At 57.7% G+C, this 13171-nt stretch carries 11 protein-coding genes and 1 riboswitch; of the genes, 6 read left to right on the top strand and 5 right to left on the bottom strand.

Annotated features, from left to right (window positions below; all coding sequences use genetic code 11):
• Window positions 1-4: 4 nt before the first annotated feature.
• Genes PL597_RS07805 through PL597_RS07815 form a run of 3 tightly spaced genes read right to left on the bottom strand, consistent with a single transcriptional unit; the run spans window position 5 to window position 2579 of the window.
• Window positions 5-529 (bottom strand): flavin reductase family protein, encoded by a 525-nt coding sequence (locus tag PL597_RS07805; RefSeq protein WP_077984312.1) that lies wholly within the window; start codon window positions 527-529, stop codon window positions 5-7.
• Complete coding sequence (locus tag PL597_RS07810; protein WP_271364895.1) at window positions 529-1422, bottom strand: aldo/keto reductase; 894 nt, start codon at window positions 1420-1422, stop codon at window positions 529-531. Before PL597_RS07810 ends, PL597_RS07805 begins: the two co-directional genes overlap by 1 nt.
• On the bottom strand, window positions 1422-2579 hold the full coding sequence (locus PL597_RS07815; RefSeq protein WP_271364896.1) for an LLM class flavin-dependent oxidoreductase: 1158 nt from the start codon (window positions 2577-2579) through the stop codon (window positions 1422-1424). Before PL597_RS07815 ends, PL597_RS07810 begins: the two co-directional genes overlap by 1 nt.
• 100 nt (window positions 2580-2679) lie before the next feature.
• Here PL597_RS07815 and PL597_RS07820 point away from each other — a divergent pair, with 100 nt between their 5' ends.
• The 6 genes from PL597_RS07820 (at window position 2680) to PL597_RS07845 (ending at window position 10052) form a co-directional block, all read left to right on the top strand.
• Window positions 2680-3384: a GntR family transcriptional regulator gene (locus tag PL597_RS07820; RefSeq protein ID WP_269824146.1), complete on the top strand. Its 705-nt coding sequence runs from the start codon at window positions 2680-2682 to the stop codon at window positions 3382-3384.
• A 333-nt stretch (window positions 3385-3717) separates the two neighbouring features.
• Complete coding sequence (locus tag PL597_RS07825; RefSeq protein ID WP_271364897.1) at window positions 3718-4794, top strand: ABC transporter ATP-binding protein; 1077 nt, start codon at window positions 3718-3720, stop codon at window positions 4792-4794.
• A gap of 52 nt (window positions 4795-4846) precedes the next feature.
• Window positions 4847-6097 carry an ABC transporter substrate-binding protein gene (locus PL597_RS07830; protein ID WP_271364898.1) on the top strand — a complete coding sequence of 417 codons (1251 nt, stop codon included), beginning with the start codon at window positions 4847-4849 and terminating at the stop codon, window positions 6095-6097.
• Between the two features lie 175 nt (window positions 6098-6272).
• Complete coding sequence (locus PL597_RS07835; protein ID WP_162688087.1) at window positions 6273-7184, top strand: carbohydrate ABC transporter permease; 912 nt, start codon at window positions 6273-6275, stop codon at window positions 7182-7184.
• 4 nt (window positions 7185-7188) lie between these two features.
• Window positions 7189-8046: a carbohydrate ABC transporter permease gene (locus PL597_RS07840; RefSeq protein ID WP_077984317.1), complete on the top strand. Its 858-nt coding sequence runs from the start codon at window positions 7189-7191 to the stop codon at window positions 8044-8046.
• Between the two features lie 11 nt (window positions 8047-8057).
• Entirely contained in the window at window positions 8058-10052 is a 1995-nt protein-coding gene (locus PL597_RS07845; protein WP_271364899.1) for an alpha-glucosidase, read from the top strand.
• Window positions 10053-10077: 25 nt separating this feature from the next.
• Here the strand turns inward: PL597_RS07845 and PL597_RS07850 are convergent, their stop codons facing one another.
• Both PL597_RS07850 and PL597_RS07855 read right to left on the bottom strand, forming a co-directional pair.
• Complete coding sequence (locus PL597_RS07850) at window positions 10078-11367, bottom strand: pilus assembly protein TadG-related protein (protein WP_077984373.1); 1290 nt, start codon at window positions 11365-11367, stop codon at window positions 10078-10080.
• Between the two features lie 141 nt (window positions 11368-11508).
• Window positions 11509-12831: a VWA domain-containing protein gene (locus tag PL597_RS07855; protein WP_269824150.1), complete on the bottom strand. Its 1323-nt coding sequence runs from the start codon at window positions 12829-12831 to the stop codon at window positions 11509-11511.
• Window positions 12832-13015: 184 nt separating this feature from the next.
• Window positions 13016-13118, top strand: a riboswitch (TPP riboswitch).
• Window positions 13119-13171 lie beyond the last annotated feature (53 nt).

The following is a 13171-nucleotide window of genomic DNA, read 5'->3' on the forward strand; positions in this document are numbered from 1 at the left end:
TCTTTTATTGCCGCGAAAACCGGCCAAAGGCTCCGCCTGAAAAGCATAGAGGGTCCCCGTCACGATGGGCTGCGCGCAGAACTTCTCCGACGATGATCGTGTGATCGCCCGCATCATGGGCTGCCGCCTGGCGGCATTCGAAACGAGCGAGCGTTCCGGGAATGACCGGCACGCCCTCGTCGTTCAGCTCCCAATCCAGATCGTCGAAAGCACGGCCATTACGAGTGAACCGGGCGCTCAGCACATCCTGATCGGCACTCAGTACGTGGATCGCGAAATGCGTGGCGCCGTTGAAGGCCTCATAACGCGACGAGCTTTTGGCCGGCGACCATAGAACCAGCGGCGGATCGAGCGATACCGACGCAAAGCTATTGACCGTCATGCCAATCGGACCTTCCGGCGTGGTGGCGGTTACCACCGTGACGCCTGTCGTGAAAGCGCCGAGCGCATTGCGGAAACTGCGGCTGTTTTCGCCGCCGGGAACGAATACATGCTCATTGGGCATCTTGATTGCCTCTGCCACTGTCATCACGCCACCTCTTTTCCAATCGCAAGGGTGTAGAGTTCAAACCATGTCTGGCGGTCCATCGTCACGCGGAGCGCATCGGCCGCCGTTCTGATGCGTTCGAGATTGTTGGTTCCGAGAACCGGCACGATCTTTGCCGGATGGCGTAGCAGCCAGGCGATCGCGACAGCCGTCGCATCGACGCCCTGTTCCTTGCCGATACGCTGCAAGGCAGCCATGGTGCCCCCATGCGCGCCGGAGAACAGCGAACCGCCCCCAAGCGGCGACCATGCCATGGGCGAAACCCGCTTTTCCTGCAGGTAAGCCAGATCGCCATTGGTGAAGGTATCGGTGGCAAGAAGGCTCATTTCGATCTGGTTGGTCACGAGCCGGTTGCTCATGGCCGATTGCAGCAGCGAAAAATCCCACGGGCGGAAGTTTGAGACGCCCACTGCCTTGACCTTGCCGGAAGCCACCAGCGCATCGAGCGCCTTACCGGTTTCTTCCGCATCGATCAGCGGGTCAGGGCGGTGAATGAGGAGCAGATCGACGTGATCGGTTCCCATGTCACGTAGCGAGGCTTCGACCGAAGCATTGATGTGGCCAGCCGTCGTATCGTAATGCTTGACGCGGGCAGCGGAGTGTCGGCCAGCCGGTGCGACGATGCCGCATTTGGTGACGATTTCGATTTTGTCGCGCAGTCCGGGTGCCGCCTTCAGGCCGCCGCCGAGAATGGCTTCCGCCGTGTACCCGCCGTAAATATCGGCCTGATCCATGGTGGTGATGCCCTGCGCGAGGCAGGCCTCGATCTTCGCCTGTACATGCGCTGGCGAGGTGTCGGCATCGTCACCGATGCGCCACATGCCATAAACGATGCGGCTGAGTTCGAGTTTGTCAGAAAGAGCGATACGTTCCATCAGTGGCGTTCCCCGTTGCCGAGCGGCGTCGCTGGCGTTTCAGAAGGCACCCGACCATAGGCATGCGGCAGGGAGCAGGTTTTCATCTGTGGCAAGACCTTGGTGCCGAAATGTTCCGCCTCATCAAGATGCGGATAACCGGACAGGATAAAGGCGCGGATACCCATCTTCTGGTACTCCTCCAGCGCCGAAAGAACCTGATCCGTCGAGCCGACCAGTGCTGCGCCGCAGCCGGAGCGCGCCCGACCGATACCGGTCCACAGATTGGGTTCGACGTAACCGAACTTGTCGGCGAGTTCGCGGGCGCGCGCCTGATGCGAGACGCCGAGCGAGCCGCTGTCATGGGCGCGGTTGCGGATCAGCTGGCCATATTCGTCATCGAGCTTGGAGACCAGATGGTCGGCATATTCGCGGGCTTCCTTTTCGGTATCGCGTACCACCATGTGAACACGCAGGCCATAATCCAGCGTGCGCCCGTGGGCGGCGGCGCGCTCATTGGCGGCGCGCATGCGATCCGCCAGTTGGTCCTTCGTCTCAGGCCACATCAGATAAACGTCGCATTGTGCGCCGCAGAGTTCCAGCGCATCCGGCGAGTAGCCACCGAAATAAAGGAGCGGTCCGCCATTTTGCTGGTAGGGCCGTGCCGGCTCGGTGGAGACGCCCTTGAACTGGTAGATTTCGCCGTCATGGTCGATGGTGTCACGCGTCCAGGCTTGGCGCAGGATCTCAACGACCTCGTGGCTGCGCTTGTAGCGAAAGCCGCTATCAGCCACTTCGCCGGGGAAATCGGAGCTGATGACGTTGAGCGTCAGGCGGCCCTTCAACATGTGGTCGAGCGTCGCTACCGTACGGGCCAGCATGATCGGCTGCATTTCGCCACAACGGATAGCAGCAAGAAAATTGATGCGGTCGCTGATCGGCGCACAGCCGGCGACGAAGCTTAGCGTATCCTGCCCCACCTGATAGGATGAGGGGCAGAGGATATTGCGAAAACCGAGTTCTTCGGCCTTTTTAACGATATCGGAACAATGTTCGAAACTGGAACGCAAGCTACCGTCAGGCACGCCAAGATAGGCGTAATCATCGGAACACAAAGCGGAAAACCAGGAGACCTCGGCAGCATCGAGATCAGCGGATGTAACGGGTACGACGGTCATGCAATTCCTCCTCAGGGCCGCTCTCGTTTTTCTTGCATAACATCAAGAAATATGTAAATCAATGATGTATCAATTTTTGTTTCGGGGGAGGAAACGGTATATGAAACACACTGGCGGCAGCCTGCCCATGTATATGCAGATCGCCGAAATGCTGGTGCGCGAAGTGGCGGCGGGCCGGTTGATCGATGGCGAGAAGCTGGCGCCGGAGCGCGACATGGCGGCCGATCTCGGCATCGCCGTCGGCACGCTGCGCAAGGCGCTTGCTGAACTGCAGGAGCGCGGCCTTCTGGAGCGCGTGCAGGGCTCCGGCAATTACATTCGCGCCGTCAGCGATCCGCAAAGCGTCTACGCCTTCTTCCGGCTTGAACTGATCGAAGGCGGCGGCCTGCCGACGGCGGAGGTTCTGGATGTGGCGCGCCTTGCCAAGCCCGCTGACCTGCCCGCTTTCGGCACATCGACCGAAGGGCACAGGATAAGACGCATGCGGCGCATCGCCGGCAAACCCGCGGCCATCGAGGAGATCTGGCTGGACGGTTCTTACGTGGACACCATCGCCATCGAGAACATGTCGGAATCCCTCTACCTCTATTACCGCACCCGCCTCAATCTCTGGATATCGAAGGCGGAGGATCGCATCGATCTCGGTGAAGTACCGGAATGGACGCCCGAGGTCTTCGGTCAGAAATCAGGCGCACTGGTGCCGCGCGTGTTGCGTCTTAGCCAAGCGCAGGATGGCGCCGTGGCCGAAGTTTCATGGACCTGGTTCGACCATACCGTCGCACGATACGTTTCACGCATACGTTGAGACTGCGCAAATTTCGCGTGCTCCACATAGATGAAAGAATTTGACGGGAGGCAAGCAAGCAGCAGCCTGCCGTCGAGCTGATTTTGTAGTTATATTTCTTTTAATCAATGGGTTAATAGTTTTTGATTTCTGTCAGAAATAAAATTGATACACTATTGATTTCCTTTTTATGAAAGGTAATATCACGTCCTCAGGGAGACAGGCGTTTCGCCTTCCCCGCTATCGCCAGACAATCGGATCGATTTTCGAAGATGCGATACGGGGAACTTGAAGGTTGATGCCGGCTATTGCGTCCATTCGAATTCTGGGCGCGCCGGTCATGAGGAGGAAAATATGGCTTCGGTCAGCCTGCGCAAGCTGGACAAGAGTTACGGTGCGCTTCGCATCGTCAAGGGCATCGACCTTGAAATCAACGATGGCGAATTCGTCGTCTTCGTCGGCCCTTCCGGCTGCGGCAAATCCACGACGCTGCGCATGGTCGCGGGGCTGGAGAGCATTACCGGCGGCGAAGTGAAGATCGGTGACCGCGTTGTCAACAAGCTGCCGCCGCGTGAGCGCGACATTGCCATGGTGTTTCAGGACTATGCGCTTTATCCGCACAAGACGGTGCGTGAAAACATGGGTTTCAGCCTGAAAGTGCGCGGTGTCAGCGCATCGCAGGCCAATGCCAGCATCGATGAGGCCGCGAAGATGCTGGGCATCGAGCACCTTCTCGACCGGCGGCCCGGCCAGCTCTCCGGCGGCCAGCGCCAGCGTGTGGCCATGGGCCGCGCCATCGTGCGCCGCCCGCAGGTCTTCCTGTTCGATGAGCCGCTTTCCAACCTCGACGCCAAACTGCGCGGACAGGTGCGCACGGAAATCAAGCGTCTGCACCAGCAGCTCGGCACCACCATCATCTACGTCACCCACGACCAAGTGGAGGCCATGACGCTGGCAGACCGCATCGTCATCCTGCGCGGCGGCGATATCGAGCAGGTCGGTACACCTGACGAGGTCTATAACCGGCCTGAAAGCGTGTTCGTCGGCGGTTTCGTCGGGGCTCCGGCGATGAACTTCGCCCGCGCAAAGGTGAGCGGCGACCGGTTGGCATTCTCCGACGGCAATTCCCTGCCGATGGCAGCCATCCGGCCATCGCGCGAAACAGGGCTCGACGGGCGCGAAGTCATCGTCGGCATTCGCCCGGAACATTTCGGCCCCGTCGAGGGCTTTGACACGCAGCTTGCGGTCAAGGTGCAGGTGGTGGAACCGCTCGGCTCGGACACGCTCGTCCATTTCAGCCTCGGCGATGCGGCGCTGACCGCACGTATGCCGCCGCATCTGCGGCCTGCTCCGAATGATGAACTGAAGATCGGCGTCGATCCGTCCAAGGTTCATCTTTTCGACGCCGCGACGGAACGCTCGATTCACTGATTGCCGGGCGAAGAGACGCTGCGGCCAACAGGTTTAATAATGGGAGGAACACATGACATTTAAAACCACCAGGGGCAAAGCCCTCATGGGTGCCGCGCTTTGCGCAACCATGCTCGCCTTTTCGGGACAGGCCTTTGCCGATGCCGAACTGAAGATCTTCGTTTCCAGCCAGCATCAGCCGGATGTCTGGCGCAAGGCGCTCGATCAATATGAAGCGAAGACGCCCGGCGTGAAAGTGGTCATCGAGACCGGCGGCAACACCTCGGAAATGCAGGCGCAATATCTCAATACCGTCATGTCGGCCAAGGATTCGAGCCTTGACGTGCTGATGCTCGACGTCATCCGCCCCGCGCAATTCGCCACCGCCGGCTGGACCAGCGATTTCTCCGGCAAGGACTTGTCCGCCTATCTGCCGACCTATGCCGAAGCCAATACGGTGAACGGCAAGATCGTGGCGCTGCCTGCCTTCGCAGACTCCATGTTCCTCTATTACCGCAAAGACCTGCTCGACAAATACGGCATCAAGCCGCCGACCACCTGGGACGAGCTGAAGGAAGCCTCCAAGAAGGTCATGGAAGGCGAAAAGAACCCCGAACTTCAGGGCCTGTCCTTCCAGGGCAAGGCGATCGAAGGCGCGGTCTGCACCTTCCTCCTGCCCTATTGGAGCGAGGGCAAGTCGCTGGTTGAAAACGGCAAGCTGAATTTCGACAACAAGGCAGCGGTGGATTCCCTGAAGCTCTGGAAGAGCTTTGTCGACGAAGGCATTTCCAAGAAGAATATTTCGGAAGTCGCGACCGACGACACCCGCAAGGAATTCCAGGCCGGCAAGGTTCTCTTCGCCGTCAACTGGTCCTACGCCTGGACCCATTTCCAGGGCAAGGAATCACAGGTGAACGACAAGGTCGGCGTTGCCCGTCTGCCGGCCGTCAAGGGCGGCGAGCAGACGACCTGCCTCGGCGGCTGGGAGTTCGGCATTTCGGCCTATTCCAAACAGCAGGATGAAGCCAAGAAGCTGGTGGAATATCTCTCCAGTCAGGATGTGTCGAAGTTCATGGCCATCAATGCCGCGCTCCTGCCCACCTATGCCGCACTTTACAAGGATGCGGACGTGACCAAGACCATCCCGTGGTTCGCGGACGCCCTGCCCGTCGTTGAAACAGCAAAGGCCCGTCCGGTCACTCCGCGTTACAACGAGGTGAGCGAAACGATCCGCACCACCGTCAACGGCGTTCTTGCCGGCGTGATGACACCGGAAGATGGTGCAAAGCAGATGGAAAGCCGTCTGCGGCGCGTTCTGCGCTAAGCTTTGAGGCCGGAAGGCGGCATGCGCGCCATGCCCTTTCCGGCTGTTTCGACTGACAGGAATAAAGCCGCCTGAACGGCGCGATAAACGGGCCGGATAAGAACCGGTCCGATCGGGAGACGACGACGTGAATCCAGTTGCGGGAGTGGCAGACGTGACAATGCCGGAAAGAACCATGGTCCGGGTGGACGAAAAGCAGCTGCCGCGCTGGACGCGCTGGCTCGACCTCGGCGACCGGTCGCTGGCCGTGCTTCTCCTGGCGCCGGCGGCGATCCTGCTGTCGCTCATCATCGTCTATCCGGTGGCGCGGCTCGTCTATACCTCCTTTTTCAGCCTTTCGCTGACATCAGGGCTGCCGGCGGAATTTATCGGCTTTGAAAATTATACCGCCATGTTCGATGATCCGATTTTCTGGGAAACGACCTGGAATACGGTTCTGATCACGCTGATCACCGTACCGGGCGCGCTGTTCATGGGCCTTGGTCTCGCACTGCTTGCCAACCTGCCTTTTTCCATGCAGTGGCCGATGCGGCTTTCCCTTCTCATTCCCTGGGCGCTGCCGCTATCCTTTGCAGGTCTCATCTTCGCGTGGTTCTTCCATTATGAATATGGCGTGGTCAATGACGTGCTGAACCGGTTGGGCTTCGAAGGCATCATCTGGTTCAACTCGCCGAACTGGGCCTTTGCGGCCATCTGCCTGACGATCATCTGGAAAACCTCTTCCTTCATGGCGCTGATGATCCTTGCGGGCTTGCAGACAATTCCGCGCTCGCTCTATGAAGCGGCTGATGTGGATGGCGCCGGCAAAATCCGGCAATTCTTCGAAATCACCCTGCCTCTTCTGAAGCCCTCGATTGTCGTCGCGCTCATCTTCCGCACGATCACGGCGCTGCAGACCTTTGATATTCCTTACATGATGACAGGCGGCGGCCCCGGCACATCCACCACGACGCTTGCGATGTATATCCACCAGAACACCGTTTCCTTCCTCGATCTGGGTTACGGTTCGGCGCTGGCGGTCATGATGTTTGCGCTTTCCATGTGCGTCACCGCCGTTTATCTCCGCATTATCAGGACGAAGGACTGATCCCATGAGCACCGTTGCCACCTCCTCCGGTCTGTCCTCCTTCTTCTCCGGCAAGCCGCTGCGTTTCATCGCCGCCTCCATTCTTCTGGTGAACGGCCTCTTCCCCGCGATCTGGATTCTCTTCACATCGCTGAAGACCGAAGCGGAACTGACCGCGAAACCCATTACCTGGTTTCCGCATGCGCCGACGCTCGCCAATTACATGCAGGCCTTTTCCGACCAGCCGCTGCACCTCTTCCTGTTCAACAGCTTCATGGTGGCGCTGCTTTCCACCGCGCTCACCATCCTGATTTCAGTGCTGGCGGCCTATGCACTGGCGCGGCTGAACCTCAAATACCGGGCGCTGATCCTGTCGCTCATCATCGCCGTTTCTACCTTCCCGCTGGTGACGCTGCTGGTGCCGCTGTTCGAAATCATGCGGGCGCTCAACCTGCTCAACAGCTGGACGGCGCTGATCCTGCCTTACACGGTGCTGTCGCTGCCGGTCTGCACGCTGATGCTGGTATCCTTCTTCGAAAGTATCCCGCGCGACCTCGAAAACGCCGCCATGATCGATGGCTGCACCCGCATCGGCGCGCTGTTCAAGGTCGTCGTGCCACTCTGCGCGCCGGGCGTTTTCACCGCCGGCATCCTTGCCTTCGTCAATGCCTGGGATGAGTTCCTACTGGCACTCTCGTTCAACTCGAACCCAGCGCTCCGCACGCTTCCCGTCGGCATCCAGCTATATCAGGGTGAATTCGCCTTCCCCTGGCCGGTCATTTCGGCAGCGCTGGTGGTCGGCATCGTGCCTGTCGCGATCCTGATCGTTATCTTCCAGGAACGGGTCGTCTCGGGTCTCACCGCCGGTGGTCTCAAGGGCTAAAAGGTTAAGTCATGCATTTCGAAACGACCAAAGACGGCTTCGCGCTTACGATCGGCAACCGCACCATCCTTTCCCATTCACCCGATAATCCGGCCTTCTTCGCCGGTTTCGGCAAGGAACGAATGGATATGTATCGCGGCAATTTCGAGATCGAAGATTATGTCATCGAGCGCACCGCCCTGCGCCATGCCGAGGTCAATGGCAACAGCGTCACACTCTCATCCGCGCCTGGACAGGCGCCACGCCTTCGCCTGACGCTCGATGGCAACGCGATCAGCCTGACGGCGCTGGACGAGACGATCAATCGCCTCTGGCTGCGTATCGTCGCGGAAACGGACGAGCATGTCTGGGGCGGCGGCGAGCAGATGTCCTATTTCGACATGCGCGGCCGGCGCTTCCCGCTCTGGACCTCCGAGCCCGGGGTCGGCCGCGATAAGACCACCGAAATCACTTTCAAGTCCGATGTCAGCGGCAAGGCGGGTGGCGATTATTACAATACCAACTACCCGCAGCCGACTTACCTGTCGTCGCACAAATACGCCCTGCACGTGGAGACAAGCGCCTATTCGGTCTTCGATTTCCGCAACGGCGATTTCCACGAGATCGAAATCTGGGCCATCCCCGAAAAGATCGAATTTTTCGCCGGCGATCATTTCACCGATATCGTGTCTGCGCTTTCACTGCGGTTCGGCCGCCAGCCGGAATTGCCGGAATGGATTTATGGCGGTGCGATCATAGGGTTAAAGGACGGCGTCAACTCCTTCACCAGACTGGAGAAAATCCGGGCGGCCGGAACGAAGGTGTCGGGCCTGTGGTGCGAGGACTGGGTGGGTCTGCGCCAGACATCCTTCGGCGCCCGTCTGTTCTGGGACTGGCAGGCGAATGAGACCCGCTACCCGCATCTGCGCCAGAAGATTGCGGAGCTTGCCGATCAGGGCATTCGTTTCCTCGGTTACGTGAACCCCTATCTCTGCGTCGACGGCCCGCTTTTCCCGGTCGCCGAAAAAGCCGGCTATTTCGCAACCGACGCCGATGGCAAAACGGCGCTGGTGGATTTCGGCGAGTTCGATTGCGGCGTAGTCGATTTCACCAATCCGGCCGCCGCCGACTGGTTCGCCGAAGAGATCATCGGCAAAAACATGCTCGATTTCGGCCTCTCCGGCTGGATGGCCGATTTCGGCGAATATCTGCCGATCGACATCACGTTGTCCAACGGCGTCGATGCCAAGCTGATGCACAATGCCTGGCCAACGCTCTGGGCCGAGGTCAACGCGAAGGGCGTCGAAAATCGGGGCAAGACCGGTGAAGCACTGTTCTTCATGCGGGCCGGCTTCACCGGTGTGCAGGCCCATTGCCCGCTGATCTGGGGCGGCGACCAGTCGGTAGACTTCTCCCGTCACGACGGCCTTGTCACCGTCATCTGCGGCGCGCTCTCCTCCGGCCTCATGGGCAATGCCTATCACCATTCCGACATTGGCGGTTACACCAGCCTGTTCGGCAATGTCCGCACAGCGGAACTCATCATGCGCTGGACGGAGATGGCCGCCTTCACGCCGGTCATGCGCACCCACGAGGGCAACCGGCCGCGCGACAATCTCCAGATCGATCAGGATGAAACGGTTCTTTCCCATTTCGCCCGCATGACATCCATCTATGTCGCGCTGGCCCCCTATCTGAAATCGCTCTCCGCGGAAGCGGCAAGAACAGGCCTGCCGGTGCAACGTCCGCTCTTCTTGCATTACGAAAATGATCGCCAGACCTTTGCGATTCAGGACTGCTATCTTTACGGGCCGGACATACTTGTCGCACCTGTGTGGAAAGCGGGTGAAACGCAACGCTCGCTCTATCTTCCGGGCGACGGTGAATGGGTACACCTGTGGAGCGGTGCGCATTATCCCGGCGGACACAACGTCACCGTGGCGGCGCCGCTCGGCGAACCAGCGGTGTTCTATCGTGCAGATAGCAGCCATCGTCCGCTGTTTGAGCAGCTTCGCACAATCAACTGAACGATAGCCGAGGTCGTCCCTGTCATCACCCCGTCAGACGGGGTGATGTTATGGCCTTCTTGAAAAGCGCGGTCATCGCATCGCTGATGCCCTGCGACGGGCTAACTTCGAAGAACAGGCCCGGAGAAGCGCAGGACTGCATGCGTGTGCCGATTTCCGGCTGAAACGGCTTGATCCAGCTATTGTACCAGTCATTGGTCGGCAGCGGCAGGTAGGTGGTGTAGAGCACGGCGATGCGAAAACCCTTTTCTTTCAGCTTCGTACAATATTTGACGTCGATCGGTTCCTGACAGCGGCCGCTCGTCGTTTTTTTGGTGCAGGTCGATGGCTTATAGCTATCGCCGACACCATCGGTCACGAAGAAGACGATCTTTTCCGGGCTCGCCGAACTCGCGCCCGTGCCGGAGGTGCCGATCTTGTCCCCGATCTGGGTCAGTGCCCGGTCGAAATCCGTCTGTTGGTCGTTGTTGAATCCCTGCTTGGGGATAGACATGAGATCAACTTCAGCGGCTTTCTTCTTCGCCGTCGCCAGATCCGACGTGAGCGGTACGACCTCAAGCAGCTTCGTATCTTCGGCTTTCTCTCCAAAGGAATAGACTGCCATGCGATATTGATTGCTGCTTTTGCGCATGGACTTCGCCGTGTCCATAAGGCTCGCTGTTGCCTTTGCGACCACATTGATGCGCGTCGTCACGCCGAGACTTTTCGCCTTGTAATAATAGCTGTTCGTATCCACGACACCGTCTTTCACGATGTGACAGGCGAAAGCACATTTGTCGCTCGTATTCGCGACCATGGTGGCAACGTCGGTTGGCGTCGCGCCGACGCCCATTGAGGGGGTGTTATCAAGAAGCACATAGAAGTCGCTGAATGTTTCCGTCTCGTATTTGGCGGTCGCCTTGCCCGAAACGGTAATCAGATCCTCCCCGAGTATCCGTGAAAGCGTCGTGTCAATGGAAGCCTTGAAGCTGACCGAGGATTCGATCGCGTTACCGTGCTTGGTCACCGACACATCCAGAGACAGAAGCTTGTAATCGGGATTGGACCGCTCATTGCTTTCAAAGAATGCGGAGGCGTCATCAGCGCCGAGCGAAATGACGCCATCGCCCGACATTTCCTTCGCCTTTTGAACACTCGACGATGTATCGGCAACCACCGCAAGGGCTGCGGCATCCGCTGCCATCTGCAGATCGGATTTTACGGCCATGCTGTGAGTCACATCCAGCGCAACGCCGGCCGTACCGATGAGCGGCACCAAAAGCAAAGCAGTTAGAATTCCGAAATTTCCTGATCTATCCTGCCAGATATTTTTCAAATCTGCCCCCATAGCGCTTTTGGAGACAGAACTTAGAAAAAGAATGTTGAAGGGCAGTTTCAAAGGATAACTAATTTTCGATAAATCTAATTTCCTAAATAACTAAATACCGATCCAACCAGCCTTCCGCTATGATGGTCATCAGTTGGTCAGGCGTGGCGAGCTGATCGCCTTTTTAAAAAGCGCCGACATGGCCTCGCTGATGCCCTGCGAAGGACTGACCTCGAAGAACAGGCCAGGGGAGGCGCAGGCTTGCATGCGCGGGCCGATTTCCGTTTCGAATGGTGCGATCCAATTCTTGTAGTGAGGATTATCAGGAAGCGGCAGATACGTCGTGTAAAGCACGGCGATACGGAATCCTTGTTTCTTGAGGTTGTCGCACAGCTTGGTGTCTATGGGTTCCTGGCAGCGTCCATTCCAAATCTTTTTCTTGGTACATGCGGCCTTTGCAGCATCGGCCACGCCATCCGACACGAAGAACAGGATTTTTTCAGGTGTAGCGGAACTCGCGCCATTCCCCGATGTTCCCATCTTCGGTATGATTCTCGTCAGTGCACGGTCGAAATTCGTATGCTGGTCGCTTTTGTAATGATGGTCTGGAACTGACATCAACTCAATTTCTTTGACCTTTTTTTTGGCCCCCTGCAAATCCGAGGTGCGCGAGACAATTTCCGGAAGGTCTTTGTTAAAAAAGGCATCCTCTGCTGTCTTTCCAAAAGTATAGACCGCAATGCGATACTGGTCGGGTCTTTTGCGAGTGTCCTCGGCAGTATCCATTAAGCTTGCGGTTGCCTTTGCGACCACGTCAATGCGCGTCGTCGCGTTTATGTAACCTCGGGCCTTCGGATCCTTGTTTCTGAGCCGGAAATAGCTGCTGTTGGGATTGGAAGACCCGTCTGGCAATGAGAGATGGCAGGCGAACTCACAACCGAGGGCAACTTTCATTGTTGCCACATCGGCGGGCGTTGCGCCGACACCCATGGAAGGCGAGTTATCGAGCAGCAGATAGAAATCGGTATAGGTTTCCGTCTCATATTTGGCAGTTGCACTGCCGGAGACAGTCAGGAAATCCTTTCCCAGTACTCTGGAGAGCGTTGTATTAAGCGAAGCCTTAAAACTCACTGACGATTCGATCACGGTGCCATTCTTCTTCACCTGTACATCGAGCGCCAATAGGCGATATTCCGGGTTCCCTCGCTGATTGCTGTGAAAAAAAGCCTCAGCCTCTTCCTTTCCGACCGAAATGACGCCGTTGCTGGCCATTCGCCGTGCAGCCTCGGCACTGGCTGAACTTTCCGCAACCACGGCCAGAGCCGCAGAGTCCGCTGCCATCTGAAGATCGGATTTCACGCTCATGGCCCGAACGACATCCAGCGCAACGCCGGCAGATCCGACGATCGGTATGATCAACAGAGCACTAAGAATTGCAAAGTTTCCAGACTTGTCCCGCCAGATGTTTTTCAAGCTCATCTCCGAATTATCAGAATTCGGATGAGGTTTATTTGAGTGCCGTTGCGATATAGTTTATCGATATAACTAATTTACAATAAATTCGGTATTACTAATAACTATATTTAAGTAATATATATACGACCCATGATCTGTCAGCGGAGGCCGTTGACATTTTTAGATCATGTCCTACAAAACAATCTCTTCCGAGGGGAGCACCAGACGGTGCTGAGATGGCGTTGAGCCGGACCCTTGAACCTGATCCGGGTCATGCCGGCGTAGGAACGGAACTGTCGCGCCCAAGGGGCGCCGCCCTTTCTCTTCTTCGCTTTGCCTGATCTCCGAGATTGCCACA

Origin of the sequence: Agrobacterium sp. ST15.13.013 (genome assembly GCF_027956525.1) — a bacterium.
Classification (GTDB): domain Bacteria; phylum Pseudomonadota; class Alphaproteobacteria; order Rhizobiales; family Rhizobiaceae; genus Agrobacterium; species Agrobacterium salinitolerans.